Genomic DNA, 18,885 nt, shown 5'->3' on the forward strand with positions numbered 1-18,885 from the left:
TGGTGAGGCGGCGAGATGAGGTTATCCCGATTCGTCTTTGCATTGCTGGGCGTTGTGCTCGTCGGTCTGGCGGCAGCGCCGCAAACCGCGCAGGCCGCGGCAAAGTTGAAGAGCGGCGACGATATCAAGGCACAAGAAGCCGCCAAGAAGGCGGCGGAGGCTGCCGAAACGGCCCGCCTCATGGCTGTGGTCAAGGAGTTGCAGTCCGTGCCGGCGATCGGCGCCGACCAGGCTTCGGGCAGCGCGCGGCGCATGGCGCTTGTCGTCGGCAACAATGCCTATTCGGAGCTCGACCCGCTGGAAAAGGCGGTCAGCGACGCCCGGACGATCGCCGATGTGCTCGGTGGCCTCGGCTTCGACGTCACCATGGTCTCGGACGCCGACATCGATGCCATGGACGACGCGCTCTTCGGCTTCTACGAGACGCTGCAGCCGGGCGACATCACCTTCTTCTTCTTCGCCGGCCATGGCGTCGCCGACAACGGTGTCAACTATTTGCTGCCGGTTGACGTGCCCAAACTCGGCGAGCTGGAACGCAACCGGCTGCCGCGCAAGGCCTTCGACGCGGCCGAGATCGCCGCCAACATCATGAACCGCGGCGCGCGGCTGGCGCTGATGGTGCTCGACGCCTGCCGCAATGATCCCTTCGTGCGCGAGGGGGTACGCAGCGGCAAGGCGATCGGCGGGCTCACCCGGATGGTGCCGACCGACGGCGCCTTCGTGATCTATTCGGCCGGCACGGGCCAGACGGCACTCGACAAGCTTCAGGCTGGCGATCCCAACCCGAACTCGGTCTTCACGCGCAAGTTCATGCCGATCCTGCAGACGCCGGGGCTGCCGATCGTCGAGGTCGCCAAGCGCACCCAGGTCGAGGTTCGCACGCTCGCCGCTTCGGTCGCCCACGACCAGGCGCCCGCCTACTACGACCAGATCGTCGGCCAGTATTATTTCAAGCCTCCGCAGCCGCGACTCTTCGGCATGGTTATCGGCATTGACGAGTATGGCGGCGAGCAACAGTTGCGCGGTGCCGTCAACGATGGCGAGCGCGTCGCGCGGGCGCTCGAAGTGCTCGGCGCCAACGAGGTCGTGCGCATCTTCAACCGCGATGCCCGCAGTGCCTTCATCGCCTATGCCTGGCGCAGCCTCGTGCGCGAGGCCGAGCCGGGGGACACGATCGTGTTCCACTATGCCGGATCGAGCTACTGGCTCGAGAATCAGAATGGCAAGGAAGCCGACGGACGCGACGAGTTTCTGATGCTTGCCGACGTTCCCTACGACGCTGACTTCGTCAAGCGTATCGGTATTTCGGATCCGATAATCATCTCCGACGACACGCTCACCGAGTGGATGGAGATGGCGGCGGAAAAGAACGTCAACGTCGTCCTCGTCATCGACGGCTGCTATGGTGGCGGGCTGCTGGACCGCGAATTCGCGAACATCTCTTTCATTGGCGCCAGCGCTGAAGATCAGTCTGCGGCCGAACGAAAGATCGGCGGCCGCTGGCACGGGATCGTGAGCCATGCCTTTGCCGACGGGCTCGAAGGGAGCGCGGATTTCAACCACGACGGCTTCGTTTCGCAGCGCGAGCTCTACGCGAAGATTTCTCTCGACGTCTTTGGGTGGCGGCAGTTCGAGCAAACGCCGCAGTTTCTGCCCGACGTAAGAGAGACGACCGGCGAACTGGCGCTGTTCGAACTCCCGGCCGACCTCACGGCGCGGATCGAGGAGATCGCTGCGCGTGACTGGCCGGCCGAAAGCCAGCAGACGCGCTGAGCCGCCTGGCCCCGGCCCGGCGGGAATGATTGGGCCAGCGGCCGTGAGCGGTGTAACGCAGGGCGAACTTTGTTATGAAGCGCCTGCGCGGAGCGGCCGGCAGGCCTGACACCCTGCGCTCTCCAGTCACGGCGAGGCGCCGGCCTTCATGGCATTTTTCATCTTCCTGCGCGAAAACGCCCGCTGGCTTGCTGGCGGTTTCCTGCTGACCTTCTTTTCGTCCTTCGGCCAGACTTTCTTCATCTCGCTTTCCGCCGGCAATATCCGCGAGGAATACGGCTTGAGCCATGGCGGCTTCGGCACGCTTTACATGATCGCCACGCTGGCAAGCGCGCTCACGCTGCCGAAATTCGGCCAGATCGTCGATCGCTATTCGGCGCAGAAGGTCGCGCTCATCATCATTCCGATGCTGGCGCTTGCCGCGGTGATGATGGCGGTGTCGTCGCACATCACCATCCTCGTCGTGACCATCTACATGCTGCGCCTGTTCGGCCAGGGCATGATGACCCACAACGCCTTCACCGCGATGGCGCGCTGGTTTTCCGCCCAGCGCGGGCGCGCCGTCTCGGTCGTCACGCTTGGCCACAATGTCGGCGAAGCGCTGTTTCCGCTCGCCTTCGTGCTGGTCGCGGGTCTGACGGGCTGGCGCGGCTCGTGGCTGGTTGCCGCCGCGGTGCTGGCCGTCGTCGCGCTGCCGGCGATCACCACGCTGATCGCGACCGAGCGCGCGCCGCGTGCCTCCGACCCGGCCGCGCGCAAGGTCGACGCCCCGGACTGGACCCGCGCCCAGGTGCTGCGCGATCCGGTCTTCTACCTGCTCTTGATGGGCGTCATGGCGCCGGGCTTCATCGGTACCACCATCTTCTTCCATCAGGTTTATCTGGTCGAGCTGCGTGGCTGGTCGCTTGAGGTCTTCGCCACCTCCTTCACCTTCATGGCGGCGATGACGGTCACCTTCGCGCTTGTTTCCGGCCAGTTGGTCGACCGCTTCTCGGCTGTCGCCTTGCTGCCCGGCTTCCTGGTGCCGCTGGGCGCTGCCTGCCTGACGCTCGGCAGCTTCGAGGGCCAGTGGAGCGCTTTCGCGTTCATGGGCCTGCTCGGCGTCTCCTACGGCATTTCGTCGACGCTGTTCGGCGCCTTGTGGCCGGAAGTCTACGGGCTCAAGCATCTCGGCTCGATCCGCGCCCTGACGGTGGCGATCATGGTGTTCGCAACCGCGATGGGGCCGGGGCTGACCGGCTTCCTGATCGACAGGGGGGTTGCCTACCCGGCTCAGATCATCGCGATGGGCTTCTATTGCCTTCTGACATCATTTTTGATGGCCTATGTGGCCGCCAGGGTGAGGGGGCGCGCCTTGTCAGCCCCGGACCTTTCGGCTACCCCGCGCGGATGAACGTCACAGTCCGTTTCGCGCCTTCGCCCACCGGCAACATCCATATCGGCAACGCCCGCACTGCGCTCTTCAACTGGCTTTTCGCCCGCAAGAGCGGCGGCCGCTTCATCCAGCGCTTCGACGATACCGACCGCGAGCGCTCGAAGCAGGAATATGCCGACCGCATTCTCTACGACCTGCACTGGCTGGGCATCTTCCCCGACCATGTGGACTACCAGTCGAAGCGTTTTGCGCATTACGACGCCGCGGTGGAGAAGCTGAAGGCGGCCGGGCTGCTCTACCCTTGCTACGAGACCCCGGACGAACTGGAGCTCAAGCGCAAGATCCGCCTGTCGCGCAAGCTGCCGCCGGTTTATGGCCGCGAGGCGCTGGCTCTGAGCGCCGATGAGCGGGCGTCGCTGGAGGCAGAGGGCCGCAAGCCGCACTGGCGTTTCCTTTTGCCCAACCACGCCGGCGACCCGAGCGAGACGCAGCGCACCGACATCTCGTGGACCGACCTGGTGCGCGGCGAGGAGACCGTCGATCTCGCGTCGCTGTCCGATCCGGTGCTGGTACGCGAGGACGGCAGCTACCTCTACACGCTGCCTTCGGTGGTCGACGACATCGAGATGGGGGTCACCCATGTCATTCGTGGCGACGACCACATCACCAATACCGGCGTGCAGATCGCGCTGTTCAAGGCTCTGGCTGCGGAACCGCCGGTCTTCGGCCACCACAATCTGCTGACGTCGGCCACCGGCGAGGGGCTTTCCAAGCGCAGCGGCGCGCTGTCGATCGCCAGCCTGCGCGACGACGGCATCGAGCCCATGTCGGTCGCCTCGCTCGCCGTTCTCACCGGCAGCTCGGAGGCGATCACCGCCGTGTCGTCGCTGGAAGAACTGGCGCAGAAATTCGAGCCGTCCGCGGCCTCGCGCTCTGCCGCCAGGTTCGACCCCGCCGACCTCGTGCTGCTCAACCGCACGATCCTGCAGAACATGCCGTTCGAAAAGGTGCGCGACCGGCTGGTCGCCTTCGGTATCGGTGGCCCGCAGGCGGAAGAATTCTGGCTTGCGGTGCGCGGCAATCTCGACCGGCTGGCCGATGCCGCGGTGTGGTGGCGCGTGGTGTCGCAAGGCACGCGGCCCGGCATCGACTTTTCGGACGCCGACCGCGCCTTCCTCGACGAGGCCTTCGATCTCTTGCCGGAAGAGCCGTGGAACGGCGAAACCTGGAAGGCCTGGACCAGGGCCGTGAAGGACAAGACCGACCGCAAGGGCAAGGCGCTGTTCCGGCCGCTCAGGCTCGCCCTTACTGGGCTTGAGTCCGGGCCGGAGCTGTCAGATCTATTGCCCCTTCTGGGTCGGGAAGAAACACTGGCCCGACGACCCTGACCTTGCGGTCTCCGTCATCTTCTTCGGCTCCTTCGTCCGCGGCGACAGGGGTTTCGTCGGCACGGAGCGGCGGTGCCAGCAGGGTCTCCACCATCTCGCGGTCGAGGCCGCCGGCGCGGTTTGCCAGCGTTTCGGGGTCACTGGCCGGGTCAGGCCGGGCTACGGGAACGGGCAGGATCGGTTCAACCGTTTCCGGCGCGCCTTCGTCGGGCCGGCCGGTCTCGCCGGCGATGATGGAAAAGCCGCGCTCGGCGTTGCAGCCGCAATTCTGCGGGCGCGAGAAATTCGGATCGCGATAGAGGAAGGCCGAAGGCAGTTCCGTATACGGAACGCCGGCCAGCGACACCATCTGCTCGCTTTCCTCCTCGGGCACCCGGTGCAGATAAAGTTCGACCTCGGTCCCGGGGCACATCGCCTTGCAGGCCGCCTCGTCGCGATCGAGGTCGCGCGCCGACGTCGAAAACGAGACCGGGAAGAAATAGCCGTCGCAGGTCCTGACGCAGAGCGTCCGGAATGAGCCGGTCACGTTTGGCAGGATCTCGATCGGCCCGCGCCGGTTGATCACCACACGGCGGCGATTGTCCTCGCTGAGCGGAAAGCGCCGCTTGGCTTCCTCCTCCTGGCGCTGCTGCTCTTCGCGACGCCCGAAAAGCTCGTCGAAAAGATTGCGGCTGTTGGGCTCGTCGCGCGCCGCGACAGCGCTGGCGCGGCAGTCATTGGCCCTGATCGAGGCCAGCAACCGCGCCTTTTCGCCGCCGTCACCGCCCGACCTGCCGCCGCCGAGCTGCGCATGCTTGCGTTCGAGAGAGGCAAGGTTGGAATGCATGCGGTCCAGCGTGTTTTCGATCGACTGGCAGGCATTGCCGGAACTGCGGCCGAACAGGGATCCTGAACAGCCGGCGCGGCGCTTCTGGCGCTCGGCCTTGGCGATCTGGCTCTTCTGGTCGCGGATCGCCTTTTCGTAGCGGCGCGCCTGCGGCGAGGCGACCGAGCGCGTGCGGCCAAGGCTGGCGAGGCGGGCTTCGAGGTCGCGACAAAGCCGCGAGGAAGCATCGGCAGGGTCAATCGCGGCCGGAACAGCCAGCATGGCGGCAAGCATTGCCGCCAGATGCGCCGTTCGCAGCCATCTCCATGCCATCGCCACGTCTCCGTCAAGCGGACCGCCGCCTGGCCCGCCGCTGCTGACCATAGGCCGGTCGGGTTAAGTCTCTCTTTAGCATGTTCGCCGGCCGGGGAATGTTGGCCCCTCGTCCCGCGTTGGCTTGGCGCCACTACGCGACGTGTTGGGCCGGCGGCGTGGCAAGCGAGCGCCATCGTCCCGGCGCCATCCCGTAGGCCTTCTTGAAATGGCGGGTGAAATGGGCCTGGTCGGCAAACCCGCTGGCGGCCGCGGCGGCCGCCAGCGGTTCGCCCGCCATCATCAGGGCGCGGGCCCGCTGCAGCCTGCGCATGACGTGAAAGCGATGCGGGCTGGTGGCGTAGAGCGTGCGAAAATGCCGCGACAGCTGATATCGGTCGAGCCCGCTGACGCGTTCGAGTTCGGCCGAGCCGACGCAGCGCGTGGCATGCGTTTCCAGATAGTCGCGTGCCAGTGCCGCCTGACGGACGGCTACGGCCCCCGATGCCGGCCGCTGCTCGGCGTGGCGCCCGAGACCATGGGCGATGCGGGCCAGGCAATCGTCGACGCGCAGGTGTTCCGGCTGCGTGTCGAGCCCGTCGAGAAGATCGAGCAGGGCGTCGCGCAATGGGGCGTCGCCAAGCACCGGCGACGGCACGAAGGGCAGGGCGCTCCCGTCGAGGCAGGCGCGCAGCAGCGACGGTTCCAGGTAAAGCATGCGATAGCGCAGCCCGGCCGCCGTTGCCGCGCCGCCGTCGTGCAGTTCGTCCGGATGCAGCACCAGAACCTGCCCGGGGCGGCTGTAGCGCTGTTCGCCGCGATAGCGGAAGGTCTGCACGCCCGACAGCGTCACCCCGATCGCATAGGTATCGTGCCGGTGCGGCGCAAACGCCTTGCCGGCGAAATGCGCCTCGATGCGTTCGATGCCGGGAGCGGAGGTGCCGGCGACGATGCGGTCCCTTCCGGGCCGTTCGCAAGAACGTTCAAGACCGGCCAGCGCCTCGCCTGCAGGATCGCGGTTCATCGGGCAAACCTATGTGAATCGCGAGGCATTAGAAACCATGTTCGACACCAAGACCGCCATCGTGCTGCGCGACGATCTCGCTTCCTGGCAGGCGCTCAACGTCACCGCTTTCCTGATGAGCGGCATCGTTGCGCAGGAGCCGGGCATGATCGGCGAGCCCTACCGGGACAGGGACGGCCATTTCTACAACCCGCTTTCGGTGCAGCCGGTGATCGTGCTCGCCGCCGGCGCGGCAACTCTCACTGCCATCCACAAACGGGCACTGGCGCGCGGCCTCACGGTTTCGCTCTATGTCGAGGCCATGTTCTCAACCGGTCATGACGCGGCCAATCGTGAGGCCTTTGCGCGCTTCGGAGCGGATGACGACGCCGCCGTCGGCATCGCGCTGAGGGAGGATAAGAAGACCGTCGACAAGGTCACCAAGGGCGCGCGCATGCATCCTTGAGCGCGGGGGAGTGCGGCCCGTCCTAAGTCCCGATCGCGCCGGCCGGCATTGCCGCGTCGGCCGCGTGGGAGGCCTCGACGACCGACAGCGCGGTCATGTTTACCACGCCGCGCGAGGTCACCGACGGGGTCAGGATGTGCGCCGGCCGCGCCGCGCCGAGCAGGATCGGCCCGACATGCAGCGCATCGGTGAACTGCTTGATCGTGGTGAGCGCGATATTGGCGGCATCGAGGTCGGGGAAGACCAGCAGATTGGCCTCGCCCTTCAGCCTGGAATGCGGGTAGACGCGCTGCCGCAGCAACTCCGACAGCGCCGAATCGCCATGCATCTCGCCGTCGGCTTCAAGCTGCGGCGCGATTTCGGCGAGAAGGCTCGCCGCCTTGCGCATCTTGAGCGTGCTGGCCGTGTCGCGTGAGCCGAAGTTCGACAGCGACAGCAGGGCCGCCTTGGGTTCGATGCCGAAGCGCCGGATCTCGTCGGCGGCGAGCACCGTCATCTCGGCGATCTCCTCCGCCGTCGGGTCGACGGTAACATAGGTGTCGGTGAAGAAGGTGACGCCGCGCTGCATGATCAGCATCGACAGGGCCGACAGGTCGCGCACGCCGGGCTTGTGGCCGACGATCAGTCCGACATTCCTCAGATGCCGCTCGAAGCGGCCTTCAAGCCCGCAGATCATCGCGTCGGCCTCGCCGCGCACCAGCGCCAGCGCGGCGATCACCGTCGTGTTGGTGCGCACCATCGTGCGTGCCGCCTCCTGGGTGACACCGCGGCGGCCGCCGAGCCGGATCAGGAGGTCGACATAGTCGCGGTAGCGCGGGTCGTCCTCGGGATTGATGAGCTGGAAATCGGCGCCCGGGCGTATCCTCAGCCCGTAGCGGCGCAGCCGCACGTCGATGACGTTGGGACGACCGATCAGGATCGGCTCGGCAATGCCTTCCTCCAGAACCACCTGCGCGGCACGCAGGACGCGCTCGTCCTCGCCGTCGGCATAGATCACCCGCTTCGCAGCCGCCCGGCTCGCCGCCGAGAAGACCGGCTTCATCACCAGGCCGGAGCGGAAGACGAAACGGTTCAGCCGGTCGAGATAGGCGTCCATGTCGGTGATCGGCCGCGCCGCCACGCCGGTCTCGCAGGCCGCCTTGGCAACCGCCGGCGCGATCCTGAGGATCAGCCTCGGGTCGAAGGGCGAGGGGATCAGGAAGTCAGGCCCGAAGGTCGGCGTCTCGCCGGAATAGGCGCGCGCCGCGACGTCCGACGGTTCCTCGCGCGCAAGGGCGGCGATCGCCTTCACCGCCGCCATCTTCATCTCCTCGTTGATGGCGGTCGCGCCGACGTCGAGCGCGCCACGGAAGATGTAGGGGAAGCACAGGACGTTGTTGACCTGGTTGGGAAAATCCGACCGGCCGGTGCAGATCATGGCATCCGGCCGCGCCTCGCGCGCCACCTCGGGCATGATCTCCGGCACCGGGTTGGCGAGCGCCAGGATCAGCGGTTTTTCGGCCATCCCGGCCAGCAGTTCCGGCTTCAGGACGCCGGCCGCCGACAGGCCGAGGAAGACGTCGGCGCCGCCGATCACCTCGGCCAGAGTGCGCGCCTCTGTGTCCTTGACATAGGGTTCCTTCCACCGGTCCATCTCCTCGACCCGGCCCTTCCAGGCGACGCCGAAGCGGTCGGTGATCCAGATGTTGTCGCGGCTCGCCCCCAGCGCGACCAGCAGGTTGAGGCAGGCGAGAGCCGCCGCGCCGGCGCCCGAGGTGACGATCTTGACCGTCGAGATGTCCTTGCCGGCCAGTTCGAGCCCGTTGACCACGGCGGCGGCGACGATGATCGCGGTGCCATGCTGGTCGTCATGGAAGACCGGGATCGCCATGCGTTTTTTCAGTTGCTCCTCGACCTCGAAGCATTCCGGCGCCTTGATGTCTTCTAGGTTGATGCCGCCGAAGGTCGGCTCTAGCGCGGCTATGGTCTCCACCATGCGCTCGATCTCCGGCGCGTCGATCTCGATGTCGAAGACGTCGATGCCGGCGAACTTCTTGAACAGCACCGCCTTGCCTTCCATCACCGGCTTGGAGGCGAGCGGGCCGATGTTGCCGAGGCCGAGCACCGCCGAGCCGTTCGAGACCACGCCGACCAGATTGCCGCGTGCGGTATAGTCGGCGGCACTTGCCGGGTTGTCGTGGATGGCCAGGCAGGGCACGGCCACGCCGGGCGAATAGGCCAGCGCCAGGTCGCGCTGGTTGCCCAGCGGCTTTGTGGCCTGGATCTCGAGCTTGCCCGGCGCCGGGTAGCGGTGGAAGAAGAGGGCGGCCTCGTCGAACTCGCTGCGCGCCGGTTTGTCCTGTTTCCTGGTCATGTGGTCATGTCCGTTGCCTGCCGCCACAGGCTAGCACGCCGAGGCGGGCGCCGGCGTGACGATTGTCCGGAACCTTGCCCGCGTGGTGGCGGCCCATGCCGCGCCGGTGCCGCGCGCCTCAGCGCGCCACCACTTTCTGATTCTGTTCGCCGAGGCCCTCGATGCCGAGGCGCATCGTGTCGCCCGCCTTGAGGAACATCGGCGGCTTCATGCCAAGGCCGACGCCGGGCGGCGTTCCCGTCGTGATCACGTCGCCGGGCTCCAGCACCATGAATTCCGACAGGTACGAAATCACCTCGGCGACCGAGAAGATCATGGTCTCGGTGCTGCCGGTCTGGCGTCGTTCGCCGTTGACGTCGAGAAACATCGACAGCTTCTGCGGGTCGGACACCTCGTCGGCGGTAACCAGCCACGGGCCCAGCGGCCCGAAGGTCGGCGCGCTCTTGCCCTTGATCCACTGGCCGCCGCGCTCGGCCTGGTATTCGCGCTCCGAAACGTCGTTGCAGAGCGCGTAGCCGAAGACCTTCGACAGCGCCTCGTCCTTGCCGACATAGTCGCAGCGCTCGCCGATCACCACGGCGAGCTCGACCTCCCAGTCGAGTTTTCGCGATCCCCTGGGCACCAGAACGTCGTCGTCCGGTCCGGACAGGCAGCTCGGCGCCTTGGAAAACACGATCGGTTCTTTCGGGATCGCCGCGCCGGTCTCGGCGGCGTGGTCGGCATAGTTGAGGCCGATCGCGATGAAATGGCCGATACGGCTGACCGGGGCGCCGATACGCGACCCCTCGGGTGCGGCCGGGCGGTGGGTCAGGTCGGCCGCAGAGAGCTTGGCGATCAGGTCGGGGCCGATCGTCTCGGGGCCATAGTCGGCCACGATGCCGGACATGTCGCGGATTGTTCCGTCGGTGTCGATGATGCCCGGGCGCTCTGCGCCCTTGGGTCCAAAACGTACCAGTTTCAAAGGCTTGGTCCTCCCACCTTATCTACAAATTTGCTGAAATGACTAGAACGCGCTCGGATAGAGCCCGCCGTCGAGGATCAGGTTCTGGCCGGTGATATAGCCGGAATGCGCCGAGCAGAGGAAGGCACAGGCCTTGCCGAATTCCTCGGCGCTGCCCAGCCTCCTGGCCGGGATGTCGGCCGCGATCTTCTTTTCCTGCTCCTCGACGCTGATGCCGGCCTTCTCGGCGCCGAAGGCGAGCGTGCCGCGGATGCGGTCGGTGTCGAACTTGCCCGGCAGCACACTGTTGATGGTGACGTTGCGGTGAGCGACCGTGCGCGCGACGCCGGCAAGGAACGCTGTCAGGCCCGCACGCGCGCCGGACGAGAGGTCGAGACCGGGGATCGGCTGGTAGACCGACAGCGAGGTGATGTTGACGATGCGGCCGAAACCGCGCTCGGCCATGCCGTCGATGACCGCTTTGATCAGTTCGATCGGCGTCACCATGTTCTGTGTCACGCCGGCAAGCAGCGCTTCGCGGTCGAGTTCGCGGAAATCGCGCAGCGGCGGACCGCCATTGTTGTTGACGAGGATGTCGGGCGCCGGACAGGCGTCGAGCAGCTTTTTCTGGACCGCCGGATCCGAGACATCGCCGGCGACTTCGGTGACGGACACGCCGAAGCCCTCGCGTATATCCTTCGCCGCGGCGGCGAGCTTCTCCGCGTCACGACCGTTGAGCACCAGGTCGCAGCCCGCATCGGCCAGCGCCAGCGCACATCCGCGGCCCAGTCCCCGGCTCGATGCGCACACGATCGCCTTCTTGCCCTTCAGCCCAAGATCCATGCCGCTTGCCTTCCTCGCTGTGATTCCGAGGCGGCACGATAGTGCCTGTCGCGGCGTGTGGAAACTCCCGCGTGGCGCCGTGCCGGCGCGGCGCCGTCATATCCCTGTGACATGAATCGTGTCTTGGGAGGCCGGCAAACAAACGGCTTGGGCGCGATCCATGGACGGTGAACCGATCCGCACGTTCCGGACCCTCTTCCTGTCCGACATTCATCTTGGCTCGAAGCCGGCGAAGGCCGAATTCCTGATCGATTTCCTGCGTTTCCACGATGCCGAGACGATCTATCTCGTCGGCGACATCGTCGATGGCTGGCGCCTGCGCCGCTCCTGGCACTGGCCGCAGGCCCACAACGATGTCGTCCAGAAGCTGCTGCGCAAGGCGCGCAAGGGCACCCGCATCTACTATGTCGCCGGCAATCACGACGAGTTCCTGCGCGGCTTCCAGGGCGTGCATTTCGGCGGCATCGTCGTGGCCGACCGCATCGTGCACGAGGCCGCCGACGGCCGCCGCTACCTCGTCATCCACGGCGACCAGTTCGACACCATCGTCCACAACGTGCGCTGGCTCGCCTATCTCGGCGACAAGGCCTACGATGTCGCCATCGTCGCCAATCGTGCCATCGGCCTGTTCAGGCGCATGTTCGGCATGCCCTACTGGTCGTTCTCGTCCTGGGCCAAAATACGGGTCAAGCAGGCGGTCAATTTCATCAGCGCCTTCCAGGAGGTCGTCACCCAGGAGGCGCGGCGCGCCGGCGTCGACGGCGTGGTTTGCGGCCACATCCACCACGCCACCATCGAGGAGATGGGCGACATCCGCTACATCAACACCGGCGACTGGGTAGAAAGCTGCACGGCCGTCGCTGAAAACAACGACGGCTCCTTCGAACTCATCACCTGGACACAGGTCAGCCAGCCGACCGCCGACACCGTCTCCGAAGAAGACGCGCTTGCCGACAAGGTTGTCGCCTTCCAGGGTCGCAAATCCGTCGAAGCCGCCTGAAGCCCTCCCGCGCTTGGCTGGCCTCACGCTTGGCCGCCTGTGGCCGAACGGTTGATCCCACACGTCGTTTCTGCGCTGCCGGCCTTCGTGCTAACGCCGTGGCCGGCACCGGCGTGGCCGGGCGCAACGCGAAATCCGGGCTTCATGGCTTCCACACCCGATCCCGTCTCCGACCGGCCTGCGCATTTCGAACTGCGCATGGGTGTGCTGTTCGCGGCGATCTTCGTGCCGATGGGCATCCATCTGCCCTATTTCCCGCTCTGGCTGGAAGCGCAGGCGCTGAGCGCGCCGGAAATCGCGCTGATCCTGTCAGCTCCGATGTTCGTACGTGTGGCGGCGATCCCGATCGTCTCGACGCTGGCCGACCGGGCACACGACCGCATCCACGTCATGATCGGCCTCGGCATAGCCTCGCTCTGCGTGGTTTTGGGCTATTTCCTGACGGCTGGCGCGGCCGCGATCCTCGCTGTCTCGATCGTGCTCGCCATCGTCTGGTCGCCGACCTCGACATTGGCCGACTCGCTCGCCACCTCCGGGGTGCGCCGTTTCGGCTCGGACTATGCGCGCATGCGCGTCTGGGGGTCGATCTCGTTCTTGCTGGCCAATCTCGGCGGCGGTTTCATCCTCGCCAGGGTCGCCGCCGATGCCGTGATCTGGCTTCTCGCCGCCGGCATGGTTCTGGTCGTCGCTGCGGCAATTGTCGCGCCGCGGCTCGGTCGCCCGCGCCGGCCCTCGCAGCTTTCGGCGAGCGAGCTTCCGGGTGCGGGCAGGGTGCTTTCCAATCCGTATTTCCTTTTCATCGCCGCCGGTTGCGGGCTGGTCACGGCGAGCCACGGCCTGCTCTATGCCTTCGCCTCGATCTACTGGAAGTCGCTCGGCATCGGCGCGGAGATGGTCGGCCTGCTCTGGGGGTGGTCGGTCATCGCCGAGGTGATGCTGTTTGCGGCCTTCCGGCCGGTGTTCGGCAGCCTGTCGGCGCCTCTGGTTTTGACGATCGCGGCCACCATCGCGGTGCTGCGCTGGCTGGCGATGCCCTTCATCTGGCCGACGGGTCTCGGCCTTGCCGGTTTCTTCGCCATCCAGACCCTGCATGCCTTTTCGGTCGGGCTCACCATGCTCGGTCTGCAGAAGATGATCGCTGAGGTCGTGCCCGAGGAGCGCATGGGCTCCGCGCAAGGGTCTGCCGCCTTCATCAGCGGCGCCGGCCTGGCGATGATCACCCTGCTTTCGGGGCCGCTCTACGACGCCTTTGCAGTCGATGGCTTCCTTTTCATGGCGGCTGCCGCTGCGGTTGCCATCCTCTGCGCGCTGCTGGCCTGGCGCTCAGCCCCAGAGCGCGGGCTCCGGCGGTGACACCAGCGAGCCGGCATAGGTGAGGCCGGGCGAGCGGTCCCGCGCCAGAAGCAACGGCCCGTCGAGGTCGACGAAATCGGCCTCCTGCGCCAGAAGCACCGCCGGCGCCATCGCCAGCGAGGTGCCGACCATGCAGCCGACCATGACGCCGAAACCGCGCTTGCGGGCCTGGTCGCGCAAGTTCAGCGCCTCGGTCAGGCCGCCCGTCTTGTCGAGCTTGATGTTGACGGCGTCGTAGAGCCCTTCGAGTTCGTCGAGGCTGTCGGCCGTGTGAACGCTCTCGTCGGCGCAGATCGGCACCGGATGCGGGATGTCGCGCAGGATCGCGTCCTTGCCGGCCGGCAGCGGCTGCTCGACCAGGGCGACGTGAAACTGCGCCGCAGCCAAGAGGTTCTGGCGGATGTTGTCCTCGGTCCAGCCCTCATTGGCATCCAGGATGATGCGGCTGTTGGGCGCCACGCTGGCCACCGCGTGGATGCGCGCATAATCGTCGGAGGAGCCGACCTTGACCTTGAGCAGCGGCCGGTGCGAGGCGGCGCGCGCCTGCGCCGCCATCTCCTCCGGCGTGCCGAGCGAGATCGTGTAGGCGGTCACCACCGGGCGTGGCAGCATGCGGCAGGCGGCGTGGTGGGCGCGCTGGCTCGCCATCTTGGCCTCCAGATCCCACAACGCGCAGTCGACCGCGTTGCGCGCCGCGCCTGCCGGCATGGCCGACTGCAGTTCGTCGCGCGTCATGCCCTTTTCGATGGCGTCGGCGATCTCTTCGAGGCTGGCGCGCACGCTTTCGACGCTCTCCTCGTAGCGAGGGTAGGGCACGCATTCGCCATGGCCGCGATGACCGGCCTCCATGATCGTGCAGGTAACGACCTCGGCCTCGGTCTTGGTGCCGCGCGAGATCGTGAACGAGCCGGCGATCGGGAAGCGCTCCGCGGCGATGCGGCAGGACCGGGCCATGGCAATTCTCCTTGCATGCGGGCGCGCGTGACAGGGTGCGGGCGAGCGGATAAGTTCCGCCCATGATCACGAAAGCCCCCGCCGATGCAACCACGGAAGACGCGCCTGTCGCGCGTTTCGACCTTCGCCGCGAGGGCTCGCGGGCGGTCCTCGCGTTGTCCGGCGACTGGCTGACGCGCACGGTCGCGCCCGTGGATGCCGATCTGCGCCTGATCGAGGCCGATGGCGGCGTGCGGACGGTCGAGATCGACCTTTCGGGGATCGGCCGCCTCGACACCGGCGGCGCATGGTTGATCCAGCGGCTTGTGACGGCAGTCGAGGCGCGGGGAGCCACGGTCGACATGAACCATGTCCCGGCCCCGATCGCGTCGCTTCTGGGCGAGGTCGAGCCGGCGACGCGTCCCGACGAGGAGGCGGGCCGTCAGGGTGGCGGTTTCCGGCTGTTGCGGCCGCTCGAGCTGCTCGGACGCGCCGTCAGCGAGGCCGGGCAGGACTTCCTGCAGGCCATGAACATCCTCGGCGCGACCTTCCATGGCCCGCAGATGAAGGTCGGGCGCGGCCGCGTGCTCGGCATGGCCGCCTTCGTCCACCAGATCGATCGCGTCTGCGTGTCGGCGGCGCCGGTCATTCTGTTGATCAGCGTCATCATCGGCGCCATCATCGCCCAGCAGGCCGCCTACCAGCTGCGCTATTTCGGCGCCGAGATGCTGGTCATCGACTTCGTTTCGGTGCTGGTGCTGCGCGAACTCGGCGTGCTGTTGACCGCGATCCTGATCGCCGGCCGTTCGGGCAGCGCGATCACCGCGGAAATCGGCGCCATGAAGATGCGCGAGGAGGTCGACGCGCTCAAGGTCATGGGCCTCAACCCGATCGGCGTCCTGGTCTTTCCGCGTCTGGTCGCGCTGATGATCGGCATGCCGCTTTTGACCATCGCCTCGGAGTTCGCCTCGCTCGCCGGCGCCATCGTCGTGGCGTGGTTTTATTCCGACATCACGCCGGCTGCCTTCCTGACCCGCTTGCGCGGCTTCGTCGACATGCCGACCGTGGTGATCGGCGTCATCAAGGCGCCGTTCATGGGACTGATCATCGGCATCATAGCCGCGGTCGAAGGCATGGCGGTCAAGGGCAGCACCGAATCGCTCGGCCGCCACGTCACCTCGGCGGTGGTGAAGTCGATCTTTGTCGTCATCGTCGCCGATGGCCTCTTCGCCATGTTCTACGCGGCAGTGGTCGATTGACCGCCGCGGTGCAGGACCAGGCTCTGGAGGGCGTGCGCGTGCGCGAGGCCGTGCTTGAGGCGATCGACGTCACGGTGGCGTTCGGCGATACCGTCGTGCTCGACAAGCTTTGTCTGGAAGTGGTGCGCGGCGAAATCCTCGGTTTTGTCGGCGCCTCGGGCAGCGGCAAGTCGGTGCTGATGCGCACCATTCTCGGCCTCAATCCCATGCAGTCCGGCCGCATCGAGCTGTTCGGACGTGATGCGTTTTCGCGCTCCGACGAGGAGCGCAACGAGATCGACGTCAAGACCGGGGTGCTCTTCCAGCACGGCGCGCTGTTTTCTTCGCTGACAGTGAAGGAGAACATCCAGATCCCGATGCGCGAATATCTCGACCTGCCGCGCCCGCTGATGGACGAGCTTGCGCGGCTGAAACTGGAACTCGTCGGCCTGCCGCGCTCGGCCGGCGACAAATATCCGGCGCAATTGTCGGGTGGGATGATCAAGCGTGCTGGCCTTGCCCGCGCCCTGGCGCTCGATCCGGAGATCGTCTTCCTGGACGAGCCGACCTCCGGCCTCGACCCGATCGGCGCGGCCGAATTCGATGAACTCGTCGCCAATCTGCGCGACACGATGGGACTGACCGTCTACATGGTGACCCACGACCTTGACAGCCTCTACTCCATCTGCGACCGCGTTGCGGTCCTTGGGGAAAAGCGTGTTTTGGTGGCCGGCACGATCGATGAGTTGCTGGCCTTCGACCATCCCTGGGTGCAGTCCTACTTCCACGGCAAGCGCGCCCGCGCCATCCCCCGCAACCGGAGCTGACGTATGGAAACCCGCGCCAACTACGTGCTGGTCGGCATCTTCGCGCTGGTTGCGCTGCTGGCAGGCTTCGGCTTCGTCTACTGGATCGACCAGTATTCCAAGATCGGCGATCCGGCGTTCCTGCGTTTCCGGGTGCCGGGATCGGCAGCCGGGCTCGACCGCGGCAGCCTGGTGCTCTTCAACGGCGTGCGCATCGGCTCGGTCGACCGCGTCTATCTCGACTTGAAGGACCCGTCGATCGCCATCGCTGACGCCACCGTCGACCGCTCGATTGCGCCGATCACGCGCTCCACGCGCGCCGATATCGCGGCCGCCGGCCTGACCGGCGGCGCGGTGGTGGAACTGCGGGGCGGTTCCGCCGACGAGCCGAGCCTGTTCGAGGAGGCGGCGCAAAACGACGAGATCGCCGTCATCACCGCCAACCCCTCCGCCGTCACCAACATCCTGCAGACGGCGCAGGACATCTTCACGCGGGTCGAATCCGCCCTCGTGACCATCGAAGGCTTCATTGCCGACGCCCGCGCGCCGCTGACCGAGACGATCAAGAACGTCGAGACCTTCTCGGCGGCGCTGAGCCGCAATGCCGACGGCGTCGACGCCTTCCTGGCCAGCGTTCGCGATCTCTCCGAGAACGTCAGCAAGGTGTCCGACCGGCTCGATTCGACGCTCGCCTCGGCCGAGGAACTGATCAATTCGGTCGATCGCGACAAGGTCGGCACCATCGTTGCCAATGTCGAGAGCTTCACCAAGCGGCTCGAGACGGCGAGCGCCGACATCGACGGCATCATGAAGAACATCGATGCCACCTCGGTCTCGATCCGCACGCTATCCGAGGACGCCGGCAAGTCGCTCGCCAAGATCGATACCGTCATCGACGACGTGAAGGGCGGCGTCGAAACCGCTGTGGCCTCCATCGACCGGGTCGCCAGCAGCGCCAATGCCGGTATCGACAAGGCCGCCTCGTCGATCGACAGGCTCGCCACCGACGCCAGCGCCGGCATCGACAACGCCGTCGCCGCGATCGGCAAGGTCGGCGACGGTGCCAACGAGACGCTGGGCCGGGTCGACAAGATCCTCGATGGCGTCGACCCCGAGCGGGTCAAGACCGCGCTCGCCAACATCGAGGGCGCCACCGAGGACGCGCGCCGGGCCGCGGCCGACGTTGCCGCGCTCGCCGACCGCTTTGGCAAGCGTGGCGACGATATCGACCAGATCATCACCGAGGCGCGCGAGATGGCCGAGCGCCTCAACCAGGCGTCGACGCGCGTCGACGGTGTGCTTGCCAAGGTCGACGGCCTTCTCGGCTCCGAGGACACCGAGAGCGTGGTGGTCGAGGCGCGCGAGACCGTGAAGGCGTTCCGCCAGGTGGCCGAAACACTCAACGCGCGCATCGGCACCATCACCGACGGGCTGGCGCGCTTCTCCGGCCAGGGCCTGCGCGATGCCGAGGCGCTGATCCGCGACACCCGCCGTTCCATCAACCGCATCGAGCAGGCGATCACCGCGCTGGAGCGCAATCCGCAGCGCATCCTGTCCGGCGGCGAGGGCACCGTGCGCCAGTATGATGGCCGCGTGCGGCGTTGACATCGCGCTGTTGTCGCATCAAGACACTCAGTCGGAGAGGGCGAGGCATCAAGGGACCCGCCGGGCGTAGGTACGGCGGGAGCGGGCGAGTGAAGCGCGGTTCGAGTTTTGTTTCCGGTCTGATGGTTGCCGCGCTGATGTCGGGCTGCGCCGCCCTGCCGGGAGGCGCGCCGGCGCCGCTCGATACCTATGAACTGACCGCGCCGGCTATCGAGCCCAGCGGCCGCCGCAGGCCGCGCACCCAGCTTCTCATTGCCGAGCCTTCGGCGCTCAAATCCCTCGACGGCGAAAACATCGTCGTCAAGCCGGCTCCGGCCTCGATCCAGTACCTCAAGGGCGCCCAGTGGAGCGACCGCCTGCCCAAGGTGGTGCAGGCGCGTCTGGCCGAGGCGTTCCAGAAATCGGGCCGCGTCGGCGGGGTCGGCAAGCCGGGCGAGGGGCTGGCGATCGACTATCAGGTGATCGTGGAAATCAGGGCCTTCGAGATCGAGATCGCCGGCGGCGAGCAGGCGCGGGTGGAGCTTTTCGCCCGCGTGCTCAACGACCGCAACGGCGTCGTGCGCGCCGCGCGGACCTTTGCCGCCACCGCACCGGTGACCGGCTCCGGCAATGACGGTTATGCCGCCGCCCTCGATGCCGCCTTCGGCAATGTCGCTTCGGATATCGTCGGCTGGACGGTCGCTTCCATCTGA

At 66.7% G+C, this 18,885-nt stretch carries 16 protein-coding genes; 10 read left to right on the plus strand and 6 right to left on the minus strand.

What is annotated here, in order from left to right; translation table 11 throughout:
- The first annotated feature begins 15 nt into the window (after window positions 1-15).
- From FQ775_RS05980 to gltX, 3 genes are all read left to right on the plus strand, one after another.
- Window positions 16-1,773 carry a caspase family protein gene (locus FQ775_RS05980; RefSeq protein WP_146300583.1) on the plus strand — a complete coding sequence of 586 codons (1,758 nt, stop codon included), beginning with the start codon at window positions 16-18 and terminating at the stop codon, window positions 1,771-1,773.
- 148 nt (window positions 1,774-1,921) lie between these two features.
- Window positions 1,922-3,166, plus strand: coding sequence for an MFS transporter (locus FQ775_RS05985; protein ID WP_146300582.1), 1,245 nt, complete (start codon window positions 1,922-1,924; stop codon window positions 3,164-3,166).
- Entirely contained in the window at window positions 3,163-4,536 is a 1,374-nt protein-coding gene (gene gltX / locus FQ775_RS05990; protein ID WP_146300581.1) for a glutamate--tRNA ligase, read from the plus strand. The genes FQ775_RS05985 and gltX overlap by 4 nt, the downstream gene beginning before the upstream one ends.
- Here the strand turns inward: gltX and FQ775_RS05995 are convergent.
- Together FQ775_RS05995 and FQ775_RS06000 are read right to left on the minus strand one after the other, a co-directional pair.
- Window positions 4,454-5,674 (minus strand): DUF2865 domain-containing protein, encoded by a 1,221-nt coding sequence (locus tag FQ775_RS05995; protein ID WP_167812780.1) that lies wholly within the window; start codon window positions 5,672-5,674, stop codon window positions 4,454-4,456. The genes gltX and FQ775_RS05995 overlap by 83 nt on opposite strands.
- A gap of 133 nt (window positions 5,675-5,807) precedes the next feature.
- Window positions 5,808-6,677, minus strand: coding sequence for an AraC family transcriptional regulator (locus FQ775_RS06000; RefSeq protein WP_146300579.1), 870 nt, complete (start codon window positions 6,675-6,677; stop codon window positions 5,808-5,810).
- 37 nt (window positions 6,678-6,714) lie between these two features.
- Between FQ775_RS06000 and FQ775_RS06005 the strand changes: the two genes are divergently transcribed.
- Entirely contained in the window at window positions 6,715-7,122 is a 408-nt protein-coding gene (locus tag FQ775_RS06005; protein ID WP_146300578.1) for a DUF2000 family protein, read from the plus strand.
- Between the two features lie 22 nt (window positions 7,123-7,144).
- Here FQ775_RS06005 and FQ775_RS06010 read toward each other — a convergent pair whose 3' ends face one another.
- The 3 genes from FQ775_RS06010 to FQ775_RS06020 all read right to left on the minus strand — a co-directional run bounded on the left by FQ775_RS06010 (window position 7,145) and on the right by FQ775_RS06020 (window position 11,258).
- A complete protein-coding gene (locus tag FQ775_RS06010; RefSeq protein WP_146300577.1) occupies window positions 7,145-9,475 on the minus strand; it encodes an NADP-dependent malic enzyme in 2,331 nt (776 codons plus the stop codon).
- 118 nt (window positions 9,476-9,593) lie between these two features.
- Window positions 9,594-10,436 carry a fumarylacetoacetate hydrolase family protein gene (locus FQ775_RS06015; protein WP_146300576.1) on the minus strand — a complete coding sequence of 281 codons (843 nt, stop codon included), beginning with the start codon at window positions 10,434-10,436 and terminating at the stop codon, window positions 9,594-9,596.
- A gap of 42 nt (window positions 10,437-10,478) precedes the next feature.
- A complete protein-coding gene (locus tag FQ775_RS06020) occupies window positions 10,479-11,258 on the minus strand; it encodes an SDR family oxidoreductase (RefSeq protein WP_146300575.1) in 780 nt (259 codons plus the stop codon).
- 160 nt (window positions 11,259-11,418) lie between these two features.
- On the opposite strand from FQ775_RS06020, the gene FQ775_RS06025 reads away from it, so the two are divergent.
- Both FQ775_RS06025 and FQ775_RS06030 read left to right on the plus strand, forming a co-directional pair.
- A complete protein-coding gene (locus FQ775_RS06025; RefSeq protein WP_146300574.1) occupies window positions 11,419-12,258 on the plus strand; it encodes a UDP-2,3-diacylglucosamine diphosphatase in 840 nt (279 codons plus the stop codon).
- Between the two features lie 144 nt (window positions 12,259-12,402).
- Entirely contained in the window at window positions 12,403-13,611 is a 1,209-nt protein-coding gene (locus tag FQ775_RS06030; protein ID WP_146300573.1) for an MFS transporter, read from the plus strand.
- Here the strand turns inward: FQ775_RS06030 and dgcA are convergent.
- On the minus strand, window positions 13,582-14,565 hold the full coding sequence (dgcA, locus tag FQ775_RS06035) for an N-acetyl-D-Glu racemase DgcA (RefSeq protein ID WP_146300572.1): 984 nt from the start codon (window positions 14,563-14,565) through the stop codon (window positions 13,582-13,584). The two genes, FQ775_RS06030 and dgcA, sit on opposite strands and share 30 nt — an antisense overlap.
- Before the next feature lie 62 nt (window positions 14,566-14,627).
- Here dgcA and FQ775_RS06040 point away from each other — a divergent pair, with 62 nt between their 5' ends.
- The 4 genes from FQ775_RS06040 to FQ775_RS06055 all read left to right on the plus strand — a co-directional run bounded on the left by FQ775_RS06040 (window position 14,628) and on the right by FQ775_RS06055 (window position 18,885).
- Window positions 14,628-15,803, plus strand: a complete 1,176-nt coding sequence (locus FQ775_RS06040; RefSeq protein ID WP_146300571.1) for an ABC transporter permease — start codon at window positions 14,628-14,630, stop codon at window positions 15,801-15,803.
- The gene (locus tag FQ775_RS06045) at window positions 15,800-16,609 is read left to right on the plus strand and encodes an ABC transporter ATP-binding protein (protein ID WP_146300570.1); all 810 of its coding nucleotides are present in this window, start codon (window positions 15,800-15,802) and stop codon (window positions 16,607-16,609) included. The genes FQ775_RS06040 and FQ775_RS06045 overlap by 4 nt, the downstream gene beginning before the upstream one ends.
- Window positions 16,610-16,612: 3 nt before the next feature.
- Entirely contained in the window at window positions 16,613-18,193 is a 1,581-nt protein-coding gene (locus tag FQ775_RS06050; protein WP_146300569.1) for an MCE family protein, read from the plus strand.
- A gap of 122 nt (window positions 18,194-18,315) precedes the next feature.
- Window positions 18,316-18,885, plus strand: a complete 570-nt coding sequence (locus FQ775_RS06055) for an ABC-type transport auxiliary lipoprotein family protein (RefSeq protein WP_146302018.1) — start codon at window positions 18,316-18,318, stop codon at window positions 18,883-18,885.

It is taken from the genome of Nitratireductor mangrovi, assembly GCF_007922615.2.
Taxonomy (GTDB): domain Bacteria; phylum Pseudomonadota; class Alphaproteobacteria; order Rhizobiales; family Rhizobiaceae; genus Mangrovimarina; species Mangrovimarina mangrovi.

Coding starts and splice junctions, on each gene's coding strand:
- FQ775_RS06000 (WP_146300579.1), bottom strand. CDS start 6,677: ATGAACCGCGATCCTGCAGGCGAGGCGCTGGCCGGTCTTGAACGTTCT.
- FQ775_RS05985 (WP_146300582.1), top strand. CDS start 1,922: ATGGCATTTTTCATCTTCCTGCGCGAAAACGCCCGCTGGCTTGCTGGC.
- FQ775_RS06005 (WP_146300578.1), top strand. CDS start 6,715: ATGTTCGACACCAAGACCGCCATCGTGCTGCGCGACGATCTCGCTTCC.
- FQ775_RS06020 (WP_146300575.1), bottom strand. CDS start 11,258: ATGGATCTTGGGCTGAAGGGCAAGAAGGCGATCGTGTGCGCATCGAGC.
- FQ775_RS06025 (WP_146300574.1), top strand. CDS start 11,419: ATGGACGGTGAACCGATCCGCACGTTCCGGACCCTCTTCCTGTCCGAC.
- FQ775_RS05995 (WP_167812780.1), bottom strand. CDS start 5,674: ATGGCATGGAGATGGCTGCGAACGGCGCATCTGGCGGCAATGCTTGCC.
- FQ775_RS06010 (WP_146300577.1), bottom strand. CDS start 9,475: ATGACCAGGAAACAGGACAAACCGGCGCGCAGCGAGTTCGACGAGGCC.
- FQ775_RS06050 (WP_146300569.1), top strand. CDS start 16,613: ATGGAAACCCGCGCCAACTACGTGCTGGTCGGCATCTTCGCGCTGGTT.
- FQ775_RS06055 (WP_146302018.1), top strand. CDS start 18,316: ATGGTTGCCGCGCTGATGTCGGGCTGCGCCGCCCTGCCGGGAGGCGCG.
- gltX (WP_146300581.1), top strand. CDS start 3,163: ATGAACGTCACAGTCCGTTTCGCGCCTTCGCCCACCGGCAACATCCAT.
- FQ775_RS05980 (WP_146300583.1), top strand. CDS start 16: ATGAGGTTATCCCGATTCGTCTTTGCATTGCTGGGCGTTGTGCTCGTC.
- FQ775_RS06040 (WP_146300571.1), top strand. CDS start 14,628: ATGATCACGAAAGCCCCCGCCGATGCAACCACGGAAGACGCGCCTGTC.
- FQ775_RS06030 (WP_146300573.1), top strand. CDS start 12,403: ATGGCTTCCACACCCGATCCCGTCTCCGACCGGCCTGCGCATTTCGAA.
- dgcA (WP_146300572.1), bottom strand. CDS start 14,565: ATGGCCCGGTCCTGCCGCATCGCCGCGGAGCGCTTCCCGATCGCCGGC.